The sequence below is a fragment of the Synechocystis sp. FACHB-908 genome, assembly GCF_014698595.1.
GTDB lineage: Bacteria > Cyanobacteriota > Cyanobacteriia > Cyanobacteriales > Microcystaceae > Synechocystis.
In genome coordinates this window covers 12,997-28,966 of record NZ_JACJTH010000012.1, presented here as the reverse complement: position 1 = coordinate 28,966, position 15,970 = coordinate 12,997, and the positions used below count along the sequence as shown (strand labels likewise).

The following is a 15,970-nucleotide window of genomic DNA, read 5'->3' as shown; positions in this document are numbered from 1 at the left end:
GACTAGCAAAAAGATTGATTAAACCCCAGACTAGATTGCCATGGAGGGGCGACAAAACTCAACTAGCGGCACTATCTTGTCAGCCCACCGGGATAGAATCCGGGCAACTAATCAGGAAAACATTAATGATTGCTACCCAACTCTGTTCAAAGTTATGAGGTTTACCATTAGCCCTGATGGGTATTTTTTGATCTGGGTGAAATCTTCTGCACAAACCCTGGACTAACGGAGGTTAATATCACAATCCCATCCAAAGATTCCTGGACAAGAGTGGGAGTTTCTAAGCCTATACTTTGCAGAGGCAAAACGGTTTCCGTCGCCCAATATTTAAAAGAATGTAGCTAAATCAACGCCATCAGAAAAAATCCGTCAAAATTACCCTTTTCAAGGAAATTTGCCACGGATCCTAGCCTTGTTGGCATCAACGACCTTCAAGGGAAACTAAGCATCATTTCCTCAAGCTTGTGAACAAGTTTTTAGATTATCTAATTAGCACAGGCAACGCAGCCATCGGAGGAATCCTTAAAGTCATCCTTTTGTACAGTGCGAATATAGTAGATCGCCTTACAACCGGCCTCCCAGGCCATGACCAGGGTGTCAAAAATGTCCTTGGCATTGAGGCTTCTTTCCGGTTCTTCAGGGAAATAAATGCCCGCATTGAGGTTAAATAATAACTCCATGGAAATGCCCGTATCTGTCCATTGTTGGATGGCGGCCACGGCTTTGACTACTTTGCGCTGGTCCATGGTTTTATTCTCCGGGTAGAACCAGAAACAATTACCAATGAAGGGCGGTGCAATGGGGACAGTGCCCTTAGCCCATTTATCGTAAAAGAAGCGGCTATAGACCGGCAAAATGCTGGCAGTGCAACCTTGGACTAGGGATGATGATGTGTTGGGGGCGATCGCCGTAATGTGGGAGTTGCGAATGCCGTGGGTTTGGATGTCGTTGGAGAGTTTTTCCCATCGTTCCGGTTTAGCCGCATTAGCTTGAAACCAACTGACGGGTTTGGAACCAATTAATAAACCTTTTTGCCAGTCACTACCGGGGAAAGCAGGGTAAGCTCCCCGTTCCTTGGCCAATTCCATGGAGGATTGGGTGCACCAATAGCCGATTTCCTCGAACAAGCGATTAATATCCGCTAACTCGTCATAATTCAGACGACGTTTAGCCAGCCAGTCTGCTAACCCCATGGCTCCCACCCCGATGGTGCGGTATTTATTGTTATGGCTTTTAGCATCGGCAAAGGGAGGCGCAGTCAATTCAATGGTGTTATCCAGCATCCGCACAGCAATCTGACTGACCCCAGCAATGTCTTGCAAGTCTAGATTGGCAAGGTTGAGGCTAACTAGGTTACAGCAATGGGCATCCTGACCAGGGGTAACGTTGGAGAATGATTCACAGCAAAGATTAGTGCCAGGAATATAACCTAAATGTTTATTAGGATTGGCTTTATTGATAGTGTCTTTAAAGGAAAGATAGGGCATCCCGGTTTCTACCTGGGTACGCATTATCTGCTTAAACAATTCCCGGGCATTAATACGTTTGTAGAGGGTAATGGTGGTATCGAGGTTTGACTCAATTTCTCGATAGGCACCTTCAAATTGTTCCCCCCAGAGTTCGGCTAACTCAATGCCCATTTTTTCCCTAACTTCGTAGGGGTCCACTAACGTCCAATCTTCTTTGTTAATGACCCGCCGCATAAATTCATCGGGCAAGATTAACTGGGGAAAAATATCATAGGCTTTACGTCGTTGGTCACCATTTTCCGCCTGCATTTCCAGAAATTCTGGTACGTCCAAATGCCACACATCCAGCCCTACGGTTACGGCTCCGGCTCTGCGCCCCCCCTGATTAACGGCGATCGCCGTATCGTTGAGCAGTTTTGTCCAGGGAATCACCCCTCCGGAAGCGTTGGGCTTACCCATTACCCAACTGCCGGTGGCCCGGATGCGGGAAACGTTAACTCCCACTCCACCACCGTTTTTGGAAATTCTGGCAGCATTGGTAATTTCCCCAAAAATACTTTCCAGGTTATCCTCCATGGCCACAATGAAGCAGGAAGTCAGAGAACCACCGGGCACTCGTAAATTAGCCAGGATTGGGGTGGCTAAAGAAATTCTACGGGCTGCAATTGATTCATAAAATCTCCGGGCCCATTGCAAACGGCGATCGGGGGCTTCCACCGAAGCTAATAGCAGCGCACAGGTTAATAACGCTTCCTGGGGTAATTCGTTGGGTAATAGATAGCGGCTAGTTAATAAAACTGCCCCGGCATAGTCATAGTCTGTGTCCCAGTCCGAGTTAATCCAACAGCCCGCTTCCTGCAATTCCCCTTCGCTGTAAGTCAAGATGCGGGAGTCATATTCCCCATTGGTGACCTTGGTTTGTACCGTGCGTAGATACTGCCCATACTGATATCCCCGACGCACTAGGGTATCTTTCCACAGACTCCAAACATGTAAACGGCCAGCCACGTAGCGCCAGTCTGGTTCGTTGGGACTGCACATTTCCAGAGCGCAGCTAATTAAATTATCTTGAATCTCTCTAGTGCTAATCCCCTCTCTCAACCTAGTCGTTAGCCCTGCTTCTAGGGCGATGGAGTTCACTTCCAACCCAAGGCAAGCCCAGTCCACCACTGCCCGAATTTTGCCAATATTTAGGGGAGTTGAGGAGCCATCTCTACGGATCACTTGTATGCGATGTCCCTGATGGGAACCCTGGCTAGTGCCGGCATGGGCATCATTGGCGGAGGAGCTGATAGGGGCGCTGATGAGGGTGGGATGCATAGAAAAAGACAGTCAGGGGGACTTCGTAGGGTAGCGGAACAAACTGACAGGGTCAAGGGCCCAAAGTGAGAGCTTAGATAAATTAAGCCACAGATATGGTGTGGCCGACACTGATCTTACTCCACATCTGGCACTTTATCATAGGCCACCCCCCTGGGGATCGGGTTGCTAAATTGGCTACCAAATGCCTAGAATTAATCCTTCAATGTCTGAAATCACCCCAGGGTGAGCCATTGCCCTGATAACAATTTTTGTTAAGATTGGGTTCGTTCCCCCCCCCAACTATTATTTCTTAAAAAATATGTTTGCTCTACCCATCCTGGCGGTTGCTGGCACGTTTCCCACCTACTTTGTAGCGGTCTATGTTGTGGGTTTGGTGGCGGCGGTGTCCATCGGTTTGGTGGCCTGGTACAATTCCAAACGCCCTGTGGGTTGGGAAAGATCAAAAAGACCAGATTTTATTCCCAAAATTAACACCGGCAGTGATTCGGAGCCACCCCAATTCACCCCTCCGGAAAACTTAGTAGAATCTCCATCGACCCTGGAGGCGGAAACTGGGGAGGTGGAATCCACCCCTGCCAATTCTCAGCCGGAATAGTTGGACATATTTTCTAGAAGTTTTTTAGAAGGGGAAAGTGAGTTGTACAGTGCCACTTACACTAGGAGCCCCAGCCCCACCACTACCGGGAGTAGGTAAAACCGTCAGCACCGGTTGAATAAATAAATTACCCACCAGATGGTACTGGGCATAAAGCTGGATCATGGTTTCGTAACTATTAAAGCCGTAGCCCGCTAGGGGATTAGCATTTAGCCTGGCCCAGGAAAAACCGAAACCGTAACTGTCCAACGGGCGATCGCCAAAGGGGGCAATGAAAGTTAAACCAAAGCCGAGGGAACTATGCATTAAAGCTGTGCTGGAGCTGTTCCAACCACCTTGGACAAAGCCAACAATACCGTTTTGATCTTCGCTATCCCGGAATTTACCTAGTTTTTGCACCAAGTAAGCATACATGCCCCCCGTTTGGGCTTCAAATGCGCCCCCAGGGGCCGTTAGCGGACCACTCTGTCGCCATCCCCCTACCGCCACACTGCCCCAACCGGTTGCCGGATCATCAGCGTAGGGAGTCCAGGTTCCCCCCACTTCTGCCACGCTGAACAACGCACCGGAAAAATTAGGCCAAGTTAAACCCGTTTGTACTCCCTGTGCGCCTCTGCCGTCATAAATTCCCGCTTGGGTGTACCAACCATTGGGAGTAGCGGGATTGTCGCCGGGGGCACCCCAGGATTTCCATGAACCATATAAACCAAAAGCTGAATTGTAGTAGCCGGGAATGAAGCCCAACATGGCCGGCCCTACAAATACGGGAGTATAAATTAAGCCGGTGGTGGAAGTGAATAATTGCGGATTGGTTTGGGTCACAAAGGGTCGCCCCACATAACCAAAATTCATCGAAGGGATTAACTTGCCCACCCGAAAAGAAAGGCGATTATCAAGAAAGGTTTGATTGAGCCAGAGTTGGTACAATTCCGTGCGATTCAAAGGGGGCCCGGCTTCAATGGAGTTATAGCCCTGGACAGAACCTGCCGCAAAGTTGACTGGTTGGCCGTTATATTGCAAACCTTCCACTTCAAAAAAAGCATTTTTCCAACCCACTGCTTTTTCTAAATCTATTCCCAAACCTAAAATTAAAGCTCCATTAAAATCGGTGGAACCAGGCTGATTGCCGCCGGAAATTTGTTGACTAATATTGCCCATAAAAATGCCCCCTAAACGAAGGGGACTGTTTTCGTCTAACCCTAACCATTGACCTAGTTGTCCTGTACCCACTAACATGTTAGAGGCGGCGGGGTTGCCACTGATAGCGACTACGGATTGATGGGGTTCATGATGGTGATCATGGTCTGGGTCAAAATTGTTTATCTGTAATATCTGGGCATAATGCACAGCCTCTTCTTGCCAGTCCCCTAATTCTCCTGGAGTTAAAGCTTTTAAAGGACTGATTCTAACATCTTTAGCAAAATGAAACTGGGATTGTTTATTAAGAAATATATCTATATTTTCTTTGTTTTTACTATTATTTTGATCATCAAATTCTATTTCTGTAACTAAATTTATCTTGCCAACTTCCTCTTCTGGCATAGACTCGGCCAGAATTTTCGACTGGGGAAAGATGGCGATCGCCAAAGTGAGGCTAAGCTTAAGCCAAGAATAGTTAGAATTTGCAGAAAGAAATTTAGAAAACAGTATTAATCCTAAATCCTGCACACCAAAAAGCAAATAATAAAAAGTCATGATGGAGAAGGGATGAGTCGAGAAAATAGTGCGAAAAATAATAAAGCTTTTTTGATATATTGAGACGCTTCAGACAACTTCAATTATTAAAATACAAACACCATTACTCTGCAGATAAACAGCAAATATAAAGCCACTATTACACTTCCCCAAAAGTCAATTTTTTCTTTATAATATTTTTGCGGGTAAAGCCAAAAACGCATCATTTTTTGAATAACTGGAATTACAAAATATTGAAGCAAAATACAGGAGCACAAGGTATTGATTAAAAGAACCACAGGTAATGGAAAAATATTTAGAAAACCAAGGAACTTAGTTTGGATAAGCACCATAGGATATAATCCCATTTCCACTATAAGAGGCATTTTCCATTGGGCTAGTGTTGTTGGTTTTCCTGCAACATCAAACCAACTAGAAAAGCCGCTGGGAAACTGACTCACTACGGATTCCTCGTAAAAAGAAGAGCCCTCTTCAATTAATACTTCTCTTTCTGGAGAATTGAGCCAGTGGTTAAGATTATCCAAGTTATCGAACTGAAAATTAACAATCCAGGTTTTGTTATTGGCTTTTTGTTCTATGATTGATGGCCGAATATCTGACTCAATAAAGCCAGGAAACTTCCTCATTGTTTTATTAATTTTGTCATTCCATTCGAGCCAATTTGCTTCATTTTCTGGCTTTAGAGTGGTTGTAATCAGCATAGAAGCTTTTTGGGTAAAATTTGACAAAAACTGTCTTTTAGATAATTGCACATAAGATTTATGAGATAAGAGAATCTTAAATTCTTCCGAGTTTAGATAGTGGTTAAGATTTTTTTCTTGGGCAAATTGAATAATTGTTAACCACTCAGTTCTAGTTTCTGGAATAGGAGCTAAAAAATCAGCATTAATAAAACCAATTTGTTGTTGGGCAGACAAAATTAGTTGCCTTTGATCAGCCAAGTATTTTGGCTCATCTTCAGGGGCAACTAATTCAGCAAAAAGCACCGTATTAACGCATTCTTTATTCTCTGGATTAGAGTATTTATCCATGACTATCTAAAAAACAAACGAAAAGTGCTCGCGACAAAAATCAATAAATTTTAATGAATTAGTAACTTAATTTGTCCAGTGAAGTTGGGTAATGGTAAAAGTTTTAAAATTTTATAATTCATCAAATTTATTTCCAGAAAAAATAAGATTAATCTAAAGGAATGTCTGCATCTCCTTTACTGGATTGATACACATCAGACATTTCAGCATAAACAGCCTTTAGATTTTCAATGCGGTCCAGAAAAGACCGCTTTAATTCTCCTTGATAGCCATCAACTAGCTTGACCAAATCATGACTTTTCCAATAGTAATTATCATGGGAATAGTCCCCATTTTCTACCTTGAATACCTCTTTTAAGATACGCAGGTCATGGGGAATATTAAATGAATCACGAGAATCTTCAAAACTAAAAAGATAATAAAAATTATCGTATCCGCCCCAGGTAATAGCTGATAAACAAAGTGAACAGGGCTCGTGGGTGGCAAGAAAAATGCAATCCCGGGGATTAGGACGCTTTTTCCGGGGAAGTTCATAGAGTTTTTTCATGGTGTGGACTTCACCATGCCAGAGAGGGTTTTCCGTTTCTGTATTCGTACTGGATACTAACGTTGATAGGTCTTCCTTTTTAAGAATTGCCGCACCAAATAGTTTGTTTCCGGCTTTAACCCCCTCCCGGGTTTTAGGAACAATATCCTGTTCAATCACTGAAAGTAAGCGGTCAATAATTTTAGATTCTGAAAATGACATGATTTTTTTTACTTTACCTGCTAACAATAAAGTTAATGTACATTTCTGAAAAAAAGATGTCTCAAGATTTAATCAAATCTTAATAAAAATTAATAAAGCCATATAGCAAAAATCGCATAGATTAGGACATAGCATAGATTAGGACATAGCATAGATTAGGACATAGCATAGATTAGGACATAATATAGGAAAAAGATAAAGATAAGGAAAAAGCGATGCCAGCCCCCTACAGTATTGACCTGAGAGAAAAAGCAGTAAGTGCAGTGGAAAGAGGTGAGAAAAAAAGCCAGGTGTGTAGGACGCTAAACATTAGTCGCAACACATTAGACCTATGAATTAAGAAAAAGAGGTATATGGGAAGTGTATGCCCAGTAACAGACTACCATCGTGGTCCACAGCCGAAAATAAATGATTTAGATAAATTCAAAGAATTTGCGGAGGAGAATAGTCATTTAACTCAAAGGGAAATGGCGGAGAAATGGCCCGAGACGCTCGGTAAAACAAGAATAGGTCAAGCTTTAAAGAAAGTAGATTTTACCAGAAAAAAAACTTATATTTACAGGGAAATAGATGAAGAAGAAAGGAATGTGAAAATGAGCTCAAGCAATATGCGCCAGAAAGATTGACTTATATGGGTCAAGCTGGTCTAGATGATACCCTGGACTACCCCTATGGTTACTGTCATAAATCAGAGGGATTTAAGGGGACTAAATTAGGACATAGAACCAAGAGAGTCAGCATAATAAGTTGTTGGTAGAATGGAACTACAATAGCTCCAATGATATTTGAAGGATACTGCAACGCCCAAGTAGTATGCAGGTGGATAGAAGAAATGTTGTTACCAGAGTTAATACCAGGTCAGATACTAATTATGGATAATGCAAGCTTTCATCCGAAAGAAAGAATCAAGGAATTGTTAGCAAAAGCTGGGTGTGAGGTTATATTTTTACCACCATATTCACCGGACTTGAACAAAATTGAGAAGTTCTGGGCGAAACTAAAACGTTATGTTGCCCAACTGGTTAGTAATGGAGAATCGCTGATTGCTGCATTGGATATAGCGTTGAGAGAGCTGTCCTAACTATCTCATTCTTTGCTTATTTGGCGCCTTGGCAGGGGAAAAAGACCCCTGGCCATTGGTTGCCCAACAATTAGCGGAAGCGGTGGCCGGTCAAACCGTAGAGGAAGGCATACTATTTTGTTGGACGGGAACGGGTGTCTCCATTGCGGCCAATAAAGTACCGGGTATCAGGGCCGCCCTAGTGAGGGATGCGGAAACTGCCAAGGGAACCCGTTGGTGGAACGATGTCAATGTGCTGGTAATGAGTTTACGGGCCACTTCCCCGGCGATCGCCAAGGAAATTTTGGCCGCCTGGTTTACGGAACAAGTCAAACCGGAAGAATTGGATTGTATTCAACTGGTGACGGCGATCGAGCAAAAATATTCTAGCCAAACCTAATCCAAGTAAGCATTCCACCGTCCAGTCAAGATGTTGCTGACCACAACTGGGGCTAATTAACCACCGGGGCAGTAGGGGCCGCATTGGTGCCAGTGGGGGTGGGTCCCTCAAACGGAGAAGCTACAAAACCCAATTCATAAAGCTGTTGGTAGGATTTTCTGCCCAAGTCCGTGGTGGGATTCTGGGAACGGATAATTTGTAGCAACAGGGGCACCGCCAAAGCTGGTTCGTTGTTGGCTCGATGTACTAGAGCTAAACGGTAGGTAGCTTCATCCCGCAGTTGACCAGTTTCCAGAGCGGCAATTCTTTGTTCTTCAAAAATAACCGTGTTAATGCCCGAGAAACTATTAGCTAATTGCAGATGAAAGTTGGACAATTGGTTAAAAATCTTGCGGGCTTCCTGTAGTTTTTCCAGAGCCACTGTGTACTGGTTAAGATTAATAGCCTCATTAGCTTCATTCATTAAGCGACGGCCGGCGCCCACGCTCAAGATACTACCTTCTTGGTTGAGGGGACGAAACTCCCTAGAATTTTCGGGACCACTACCCTCGATAATCACTTCCTCCACCTCCGTGACCCCCTGTCCCCGGACTGACGGAGTCAAACTGGAGACCACGGCAAGGCCGCAGACAGTTAAAGCCAATATGTGCACAAGACGTTGAAGCATAGTCAAATTGGGGAAGGGCAAATGTAGGAAGGTAGTTCAAGGCAAACTGCAACGTATATTAACATTCCCGGTTGATCTCTTTAGGACACCATTGGTTTACTTTTGCCATTGCCAAGGCCACTGGTCTTTTCCTCTCCGGCCCCAGGGGAAATTTGTTTTACCCCAATCCATTCTCCCCGAAGAATTTCCGTTCCCAACTCCTTGTCAAAGTGCTTTGTGGCCGATGTCCCGTCGGTAATACATACCATCAAAGTCAATTTGTTCTACTCCCCGATAGGCAGTGGCGATCGCCGTGGATAAGTCTTTTCCTAGGGCGGTGACTCCCAATACCCGGCCTCCATTGGTCAAAACTTTGCCTTCCTTTAATTCTGTGCCAGCATGGAATACCTTAACATCTTGAGCTTCGGCTTCAGCCAAACCATTGATTTCATCTCCTTTGCGGTAACTGCCGGGATAACCACCAGCGGCCACCACCACACAAACAGCATTACCGGAATGCCATTGCAGAGGTCCCAATTGCTCTAGGTTTTGTTCCACACAGGCCATCAATACCTTTTCTAGAGGAGTGGCCAGGAGGGGCAACACCGCTTGGGTTTCAGGATCACCAAAACGACAGTTATATTCCAACACTTTAATTTCCCCGGTGGGGCTGACCATTAAGCCGGCATATAATACTCCCCGGTAATCAATGCCCCGTTTAGCTAAAGCGTTAGCAGTGGGCTGTAGGATTTGTTTTTGCACCTGGTCTATGACCGCTGGCGGGGCGATGGGAGCAGGGCAGTAGGCTCCCATGCCACCAGTATTGAGCCCTTGGTCTCCTTCCCCAATGCGTTTGTGGTCCTGGGCTGGTAGCAGGGGAATAACTGTTTTGCCGTCACAGAGGGCCAGCACGGACACCTCTTCCCCCGGTAAAAATTCCTCCACCACAATTTTTTCAAAGCCCTGGTCAAATAATTCGGCGATCGCCGTGGTTGCTTCGGCTGAAGTTTGGGCCACAATCACCCCTTTACCAGCGGCTAAACCGTCGGCTTTCACCACAATGGGAGCTCCCATTTTCGTGGCATAGGCCTGGGCTGGAGCTGGCTCAGTGAAAGTTTCCCCAAAAGCTGTGGGCACTCCCGCTTCGATTAATAACTGTTTAGTCCAAGATTTACTCGCTTCCAATTCTGCCCCGGCTTTGGTGGGGCCAAAAACTTTTATACCCAGTGCTTGTAATTGATCGGTCAACCCCAGGGTAAGGGGCAATTCCGGCCCCACCACTACTAAATTAATCTTTTCCGTTTGGCAAAATTCACAAATTTCCCCCAGTTGATCCACGGCGATCGCCACATTTTCTGTTTTCGGTAACCCAGCAGTACCGCCATTTCCCGGCAAGCAATAGCAATGGCTCACCTCCGGCGATCGAACTAACGACCAAGCCAAAGTATGTTCCCGTCCACCGCTACCAATAACTGCCACTTTCATGGACTGTAACCTCTACAACTGCTGGAAAAATTATGATAAATTAGCCGTTCTCAAGATTAACAGAATGGCCGGAGTTGACTGGAGTTATTTATCTCCGCCCCCCCACTTTCCATGGCTGAACAGCATTTAATTATTTTCACCCGTTGGCCAGAACCCGGAAAAACCAAAACTCGCCTGATCCCTGCCCTTGGCTCTAGGGGAGCGGCCAAGCTACAGCAACAACTGACGGAACATACCGTTCAAACCGCCCATAATTTTCGCTGCCAAACCGATGCCCCTTGTCAAATAACTGTTTTTTACACTGGCGGAACTAGACAGCAGATGGAACAGTGGCTAGGAACTAATTTTTGTTATCAACCCCAAGGAACTGGAGATTTAGGCGATCGCCTGCAACAGTCTTGCCAGTGGGCCTTTGGGCAGGGAGGCAACAAAGTTGTGATTATCGGCATTGATTGCCCTGGTATTACTCAAGAACTACTCCAAACCGCCTTCACTGCCTTGGATAATTACCCGGTAGTGCTGGGGCCGGCCCTGGATGGCGGTTATTATCTAATGGGCTTGACCAACTTCAACCCAGCCTATTTCGAGCAAATTGACTGGGGCACTGGAGTCGTTTACCAACAGACCTTGGCAAAAATTGTCCAAAATGGCGATCGCCCTTACGACTTACCAACCCTACCGGACATAGACCATCCCACGGACTTGCAATACCTACCCGTCACCTTCATCGCAGCAGATAAAACTTAGGTTGACAGCGCTAAATAGGCAGCGGTATGATGAAAATTTGTCGATGATTTTCTTATCTATTAGGAGAACGATCCTAATTCCCACTATATTTAACACATGCCAACTATCCAGCAGCTAATTCGTAGCGAACGCTCGAAGGTACAGAAGAAAACTAAATCCCCTGCCCTCAAGCAATGTCCCCAACGGCGGGGAGTCTGCACTAGGGTTTACACCACCACCCCCAAAAAGCCCAACTCCGCCCTCCGGAAAGTGGCCCGGGTACGCCTCACCTCCGGGTTTGAAGTAACTGCCTATATCCCTGGCATTGGCCACAACCTGCAAGAACACTCCGTAGTACTAATCCGGGGCGGTCGGGTAAAAGATTTGCCTGGGGTTCGCTACCATATTGTGCGGGGCACGTTGGACGCCACCGGAGTTAAAGACCGCAAACAGGGTCGCTCCAAATACGGCACCAAACGGGAAAAAGCGAAGAAATAACTTTCCCAACTTTCCATTAGCCTAGCCGCCCCTGTCCAGTGAAGGTGTAGCTGGCTTTACCACTCCCCTTACTTTCGGCAACCCAGCCCGAAACGTTTGGCAGTAATCACAACTTTTAATCGTTATCCAGAGCAAAAAGAGTAAAAAGTTATGTCTCGTCGTGGCAATGTCAAAAAGCGCCCTGTGCCCCCGGATCCCGTTTACAACAGCACTCTGCTGAGTATGACCATCCGTAGGGTAATGCGCTCCGGCAAAAAATCCTTAGCTTCTAGCATTGTTTACAATGCCTTGGCCTCCGTTGGTGAGAAAACTGGCGAAGATCCCTTGGAAGTGTTTGAAAAGGCAATCAAAAACTTGACTCCCCTGGTGGAAGTTAAAGCCCGCCGGGTTGGTGGTGCCACCTACCAAGTACCCATGGAAGTTCGTCCTGCCCGGGGAACTGCCCTAGCTTTACGTTGGTTGGTGCATTTTTCCCGTGCTCGGGGTGGTCGCACCATGGAAAGCAAATTGGCTAACGAAATTATGGATGCCGCCAATGAAACCGGTGCCGCCATCAAAAAGCGGGAAGAAACCCACCGCATGGCCGAAGCCAACAAGGCCTTTGCCCATTACCGCTACTAGGCAATAGGCAAGGCAACATTGATACAGGTTTGGGGTTGAGTTGCCCCCACGCCTCCCTGGGTTAGTTTTCAGGAAAATTCCCCCTAGATTTAGTTGCAGATCTAGAAAGGTCGGGGAAAACGTATAGAATTGTTAATGGCCTCCCGTTTTCCCTTGGGAAAGAGAGAGCTTGTTTTTGGTCGAACCCCCGGTTAGGAGTAAACTTTATGGCTCGCACAGTGCCCCTAGAACGAATACGTAACATTGGTATCGCCGCCCACATTGATGCGGGTAAGACCACCACGACGGAACGGATTCTGTTCTACTCTGGCGTGGTTCATAAAATCGGTGAGGTTCATGAAGGTACGGCAGTAACGGACTGGATGGCCCAGGAAAGGGAAAGGGGCATCACCATCACCGCCGCCGCTATTAGTACCGATTGGTTGGGGCATCATATCAACATCATTGACACTCCGGGGCACGTGGATTTCACCATTGAGGTGGAGCGCTCCATGCGAGTGTTGGACGGAGTAATTGCTGTATTTTGTTCCGTGGGTGGAGTGCAACCCCAATCAGAAACAGTGTGGCGTCAAGCGGAACGATACCAAGTGCCCCGCATTGCCTTCGTCAATAAGATGGACCGCACCGGGGCTAATTTTTTCCGGGTCTGTCAACAGATTGGCGATCGCCTACGGGCCAATGCGGTGCCCGTTCAAATTCCCATCGGTAGTGAAGCGGAGTTTGAAGGCATTGTGGATTTGGTGCGCATGAAGGCCTATTTATACAAAAACGATCTGGGCACAGATATCCAGGAAGTTCCCATTCCCGATTCAGTGAAGGATAAAACGGAAGAATATCGCCTGCGCCTAGTGGAATCGGTGGCGGAAGCAGATGATGCTCTGATGGAGAAATACTTGGAAGGGGAAGAGTTAACCGCCGATGAGTTAGTAGCCGGCCTGCGCCGGGGAACCATTGCTGGGACCATGGTGCCAGTGCTTTGTGGCTCCGCATTTAAAAATAAGGGAGTTCAACTTTTACTCGATGCGGTGGTGGATTACCTCCCCTCCCCCCTAGAAGTGCCGGCGATCGAGGGACATCTACCCGATGGCGAAGTAGCCACCAGACCGGCGGAAGATAAAGCTCCCCTGTCAGCTTTGGCCTTCAAAGTAATGGCGGACCCGTTTGGCCGGCTCACCTTCGTGCGGGTTTATTCCGGCGTGTTGGAAAAGGGCAGTTATGTATTGAATTCCACCAAAGAGAAGAAGGAACGCATTTCCCGATTAATCATCCTCAAAGCCGATGACCGCATTGAGGTGGACCAGTTAAATGCCGGAGATTTGGGCGCAGTGTTGGGGCTCAAGGATACCCTCACTGGGGATACCCTTTGTGATGACCAAGAGCCGATTATTTTAGAATCCTTGTTTGTCCCCCAGCCAGTTATTTCCGTAGCGGTGGAACCAAAAACTAAACAGGATATGGATAAGCTTTCCAAAGCTTTACAATCTTTATCCGAGGAAGATCCCACTTTTCGCGTCAGTGTCGATCCCGAGACCAACCAAACGGTAATTGCTGGCATGGGAGAATTGCATTTAGAAATTCTGGTGGACCGCATGCTACGGGAATTTAAGGTGGAGGCCAATGTGGGTGCTCCCCAAGTAGCCTATCGGGAAACCATCCGTAAGGCAGTACAGGCAGAAGGTAAATTTATTCGCCAGAGTGGGGGCAAGGGCCAATATGGCCATGTGGTCATTGAGGTGGAGCCTACCGAGCCAGGGACGGGCTTTGAATTTGTCTCTAAAATCGTCGGTGGCGTTATTCCCAAGGAATACATTGCCCCGTCGGAACAGGGGATGAAAGAAGCCTGTGCTTCGGGGGTATTGGCGGGCTACCCGGTCATTGACCTCAAAGCCACCTTGGTAGATGGGTCTTTCCATGATGTGGACTCATCGGAAATGGCCTTCAAGATTGCTGGTTCCATGGCAATCCGGGAGGCTGTGGGCCAAGCTGACCCTGTGCTCCTAGAGCCGGTCATGAAAGTCGAAATTGAAGTTCCTGATGACTTCATGGGCAACGTGATCGGTGACCTCAATGCCCGTCGGGGCCATATTGAGGGCCAGGAAACGGAGCAGGGCATAGCCAAAGTGGCCGCTAGTGTTCCATTGGCGGAAATGTTTGGCTATGCGACCGATATCCGGTCAAAAACCCAAGGCCGGGGTATTTTTTCGATGGAATTTAGCCATTATGCAGAAGTACCCCGTAATGTTGCCGAGGCGATCGTCGCCAAAAGCAGAGGCTATGCCTAAGCCGGCAGTTCTCCTAGGACTGCAATCTGTGTAGAAACAATCAAAGGACTTATTTATTCATGGCACGCGCAAAATTTGAACGGACGAAAGACCACGTAAACATTGGCACCATTGGTCACGTTGACCACGGTAAAACCACCCTAACGGCGGCGATCACCATGACCTTGGCGGAATTGGGTGGTGCCAAAGCCCGGAAATATGAAGATATTGACGCGGCTCCTGAGGAAAAAGCCCGGGGCATTACCATCAATACTGCCCACGTTGAGTATGAAACCGATAGCCGTCACTATGCCCACGTAGACTGTCCTGGTCACGCTGACTATGTGAAAAACATGATCACCGGTGCTGCCCAGATGGACGGTGCGATTCTGGTGGTTTCCGCCGCTGATGGCCCCATGCCCCAAACCCGGGAACACATTCTTTTGGCTAAGCAAGTAGGGGTTCCCAAACTGGTGGTCTTTTTGAATAAGAAAGACATGGTGGACGACGAAGAACTGCTGGAATTGGTGGAACTGGAAGTTCGTGAATTGCTCAGCGACTACGATTTCCCCGGTGATGACATTCCCATCGTTGCTGGCTCTGCCCTCAAGGCGATCGAAGGAGAAAAAGAATACAAAGATGCGATTCTTGAACTCATGAAAGCCGTTGACGACTACATCGACACCCCTGAGCGGGAAGTTGATAAGCCCTTCTTGATGGCGGTGGAAGACGTATTCTCCATCACTGGTCGTGGTACCGTTGCCACCGGTCGGATTGAGCGCGGAAAAGTTAAAGTTGGCGAAGAAATTTCCATCGTCGGCATTAAAGATACCCGTAAAGCCACTGTTACCGGTGTGGAAATGTTCCAAAAAACCCTTGAAGAGGGAATGGCTGGGGACAACGTGGGTCTGCTCCTCCGGGGGATTCAAAAAGAGGACATCGAACGGGGTATGGTTTTGGCTAAACCCGGTTCCATCACTCCCCACACCGAATTTGAAGGGGAAGTTTACGTGCTCAAGAAAGAAGAAGGTGGCCGCCACACTCCTTTCTTTGCCAACTACCGCCCTCAGTTCTATGTACGGACCACTGACGTAACCGGTACCATCAAAAGCTACACCGCTGACGACGGCAGTGCTGTGGAAATGGTTATGCCTGGGGATCGTATCAAAATGACCGTTGAGCTCATTAACCCGATCGCCATTGAACAGGGGATGCGTTTTGCTATCCGCGAAGGTGGTCGTACCATCGGCGCCGGTGTTGTTTCTAAGATTTTGAAGTAGTCCTTAGAACAACATTCATGATGTAGTTGGTGTTGGGTTGGTTACGGTAAGTTTTTTCTGACTGGGCCAGCCCCACTGACTATTCAACTTTCTGAACCTTGACAATTAAACAGTCCGCTAATTCTGAGTTAA

At 47.0% G+C, this 15,970-nt stretch carries 15 protein-coding genes; 9 read left to right on the top strand and 6 right to left on the bottom strand.

Features of this window, described 5'->3' with window-relative positions:
• Nucleotides 1-485: 485 nt before the first annotated feature.
• Complete coding sequence (locus H6G46_RS05085; RefSeq protein WP_010872954.1) at nucleotides 486-2,789, bottom strand: ribonucleoside-diphosphate reductase subunit alpha; 2,304 nt, start codon at nucleotides 2,787-2,789, stop codon at nucleotides 486-488.
• 301 nt (nucleotides 2,790-3,090) lie between these two features.
• Here H6G46_RS05085 and H6G46_RS05080 point away from each other — a divergent pair, with 301 nt between their 5' ends.
• Entirely contained in the window at nucleotides 3,091-3,387 is a 297-nt protein-coding gene (locus H6G46_RS05080; protein ID WP_010872953.1) for a hypothetical protein, read from the top strand.
• Between the two features lie 24 nt (nucleotides 3,388-3,411).
• Here H6G46_RS05080 and H6G46_RS05075 read toward each other — a convergent pair whose 3' ends face one another.
• From H6G46_RS05075 to H6G46_RS05065, 3 genes are all read right to left on the bottom strand, one after another.
• Nucleotides 3,412-5,082 carry a carbohydrate porin gene (locus H6G46_RS05075; RefSeq protein WP_010872952.1) on the bottom strand — a complete coding sequence of 557 codons (1,671 nt, stop codon included), beginning with the start codon at nucleotides 5,080-5,082 and terminating at the stop codon, nucleotides 3,412-3,414.
• Nucleotides 5,083-5,168: 86 nt separating this feature from the next.
• A complete protein-coding gene (locus tag H6G46_RS05070) occupies nucleotides 5,169-6,113 on the bottom strand; it encodes a hypothetical protein (RefSeq protein ID WP_010872951.1) in 945 nt (314 codons plus the stop codon).
• Nucleotides 6,114-6,261: 148 nt separating this feature from the next.
• On the bottom strand, nucleotides 6,262-6,888 hold the full coding sequence (locus H6G46_RS05065; RefSeq protein ID WP_020862320.1) for a nucleoside deaminase: 627 nt from the start codon (nucleotides 6,886-6,888) through the stop codon (nucleotides 6,262-6,264).
• 326 nt (nucleotides 6,889-7,214) lie between these two features.
• Between H6G46_RS05065 and H6G46_RS18425 the strand changes: the two genes are divergently transcribed.
• The 3 genes from H6G46_RS18425 (at nucleotide 7,215) to H6G46_RS05055 (ending at nucleotide 8,321) form a co-directional block, all read left to right on the top strand.
• On the top strand, nucleotides 7,215-7,487 hold the full coding sequence (locus tag H6G46_RS18425) for a hypothetical protein (RefSeq protein ID WP_020862321.1): 273 nt from the start codon (nucleotides 7,215-7,217) through the stop codon (nucleotides 7,485-7,487).
• A 143-nt stretch (nucleotides 7,488-7,630) separates the two neighbouring features.
• Nucleotides 7,631-7,942: a transposase gene (locus H6G46_RS18420; protein WP_347237682.1), complete on the top strand. Its 312-nt coding sequence runs from the start codon at nucleotides 7,631-7,633 to the stop codon at nucleotides 7,940-7,942.
• Between the two features lie 28 nt (nucleotides 7,943-7,970).
• Complete coding sequence (locus H6G46_RS05055) at nucleotides 7,971-8,321, top strand: RpiB/LacA/LacB family sugar-phosphate isomerase (RefSeq protein WP_020862323.1); 351 nt, start codon at nucleotides 7,971-7,973, stop codon at nucleotides 8,319-8,321.
• A 52-nt stretch (nucleotides 8,322-8,373) separates the two neighbouring features.
• On the opposite strand, the gene H6G46_RS05050 is transcribed toward H6G46_RS05055, so the two are convergent.
• On the bottom strand, nucleotides 8,374-8,988 hold the full coding sequence (locus tag H6G46_RS05050; protein WP_010872947.1) for a hypothetical protein: 615 nt from the start codon (nucleotides 8,986-8,988) through the stop codon (nucleotides 8,374-8,376).
• Between the two features lie 204 nt (nucleotides 8,989-9,192).
• Nucleotides 9,193-10,452 carry a phosphoribosylamine--glycine ligase gene (purD, locus tag H6G46_RS05045; protein ID WP_010872946.1) on the bottom strand — a complete coding sequence of 420 codons (1,260 nt, stop codon included), beginning with the start codon at nucleotides 10,450-10,452 and terminating at the stop codon, nucleotides 9,193-9,195.
• Nucleotides 10,453-10,563: 111 nt separating this feature from the next.
• On the opposite strand from purD, the gene H6G46_RS05040 reads away from it, so the two are divergent.
• From H6G46_RS05040 to tuf, 5 genes are all read left to right on the top strand, one after another.
• Nucleotides 10,564-11,199: a TIGR04282 family arsenosugar biosynthesis glycosyltransferase gene (locus H6G46_RS05040; RefSeq protein ID WP_010872945.1), complete on the top strand. Its 636-nt coding sequence runs from the start codon at nucleotides 10,564-10,566 to the stop codon at nucleotides 11,197-11,199.
• Between the two features lie 96 nt (nucleotides 11,200-11,295).
• On the top strand, nucleotides 11,296-11,676 hold the full coding sequence (gene rpsL / locus H6G46_RS05035; protein WP_010872944.1) for a 30S ribosomal protein S12: 381 nt from the start codon (nucleotides 11,296-11,298) through the stop codon (nucleotides 11,674-11,676).
• Between the two features lie 150 nt (nucleotides 11,677-11,826).
• On the top strand, nucleotides 11,827-12,297 hold the full coding sequence (rpsG, locus tag H6G46_RS05030) for a 30S ribosomal protein S7 (protein ID WP_010872943.1): 471 nt from the start codon (nucleotides 11,827-11,829) through the stop codon (nucleotides 12,295-12,297).
• A 206-nt stretch (nucleotides 12,298-12,503) separates the two neighbouring features.
• The gene (gene fusA / locus H6G46_RS05025; RefSeq protein WP_010872942.1) at nucleotides 12,504-14,579 is read left to right on the top strand and encodes an elongation factor G; all 2,076 of its coding nucleotides are present in this window, start codon (nucleotides 12,504-12,506) and stop codon (nucleotides 14,577-14,579) included.
• A gap of 59 nt (nucleotides 14,580-14,638) precedes the next feature.
• A complete protein-coding gene (tuf, locus tag H6G46_RS05020) occupies nucleotides 14,639-15,838 on the top strand; it encodes an elongation factor Tu (protein WP_010872941.1) in 1,200 nt (399 codons plus the stop codon).
• Nucleotides 15,839-15,970 lie beyond the last annotated feature (132 nt).

Excerpts from the sequence above, each read along its gene's own strand:
- H6G46_RS05085 (WP_010872954.1), bottom strand. The coding sequence starts at position 2,789 with ATGCATCCCACCCTCATCAGCGCCCCTATCAGCTCCTCCGCCAATGAT.
- H6G46_RS05080 (WP_010872953.1), top strand. The coding sequence starts at position 3,091 with ATGTTTGCTCTACCCATCCTGGCGGTTGCTGGCACGTTTCCCACCTAC.
- H6G46_RS05075 (WP_010872952.1), bottom strand. The coding sequence starts at position 5,082 with ATGACTTTTTATTATTTGCTTTTTGGTGTGCAGGATTTAGGATTAATA.
- H6G46_RS05070 (WP_010872951.1), bottom strand. The coding sequence starts at position 6,113 with ATGGATAAATACTCTAATCCAGAGAATAAAGAATGCGTTAATACGGTG.
- H6G46_RS18425 (WP_020862321.1), top strand. The coding sequence starts at position 7,215 with ATGGGAAGTGTATGCCCAGTAACAGACTACCATCGTGGTCCACAGCCG.
- H6G46_RS05050 (WP_010872947.1), bottom strand. The coding sequence starts at position 8,988 with ATGCTTCAACGTCTTGTGCACATATTGGCTTTAACTGTCTGCGGCCTT.
- purD (WP_010872946.1), bottom strand. The coding sequence starts at position 10,452 with ATGAAAGTGGCAGTTATTGGTAGCGGTGGACGGGAACATACTTTGGCT.
- H6G46_RS05040 (WP_010872945.1), top strand. The coding sequence starts at position 10,564 with ATGGCTGAACAGCATTTAATTATTTTCACCCGTTGGCCAGAACCCGGA.
- rpsL (WP_010872944.1), top strand. The coding sequence starts at position 11,296 with ATGCCAACTATCCAGCAGCTAATTCGTAGCGAACGCTCGAAGGTACAG.
- rpsG (WP_010872943.1), top strand. The coding sequence starts at position 11,827 with ATGTCTCGTCGTGGCAATGTCAAAAAGCGCCCTGTGCCCCCGGATCCC.
- fusA (WP_010872942.1), top strand. The coding sequence starts at position 12,504 with ATGGCTCGCACAGTGCCCCTAGAACGAATACGTAACATTGGTATCGCC.
- tuf (WP_010872941.1), top strand. The coding sequence starts at position 14,639 with ATGGCACGCGCAAAATTTGAACGGACGAAAGACCACGTAAACATTGGC.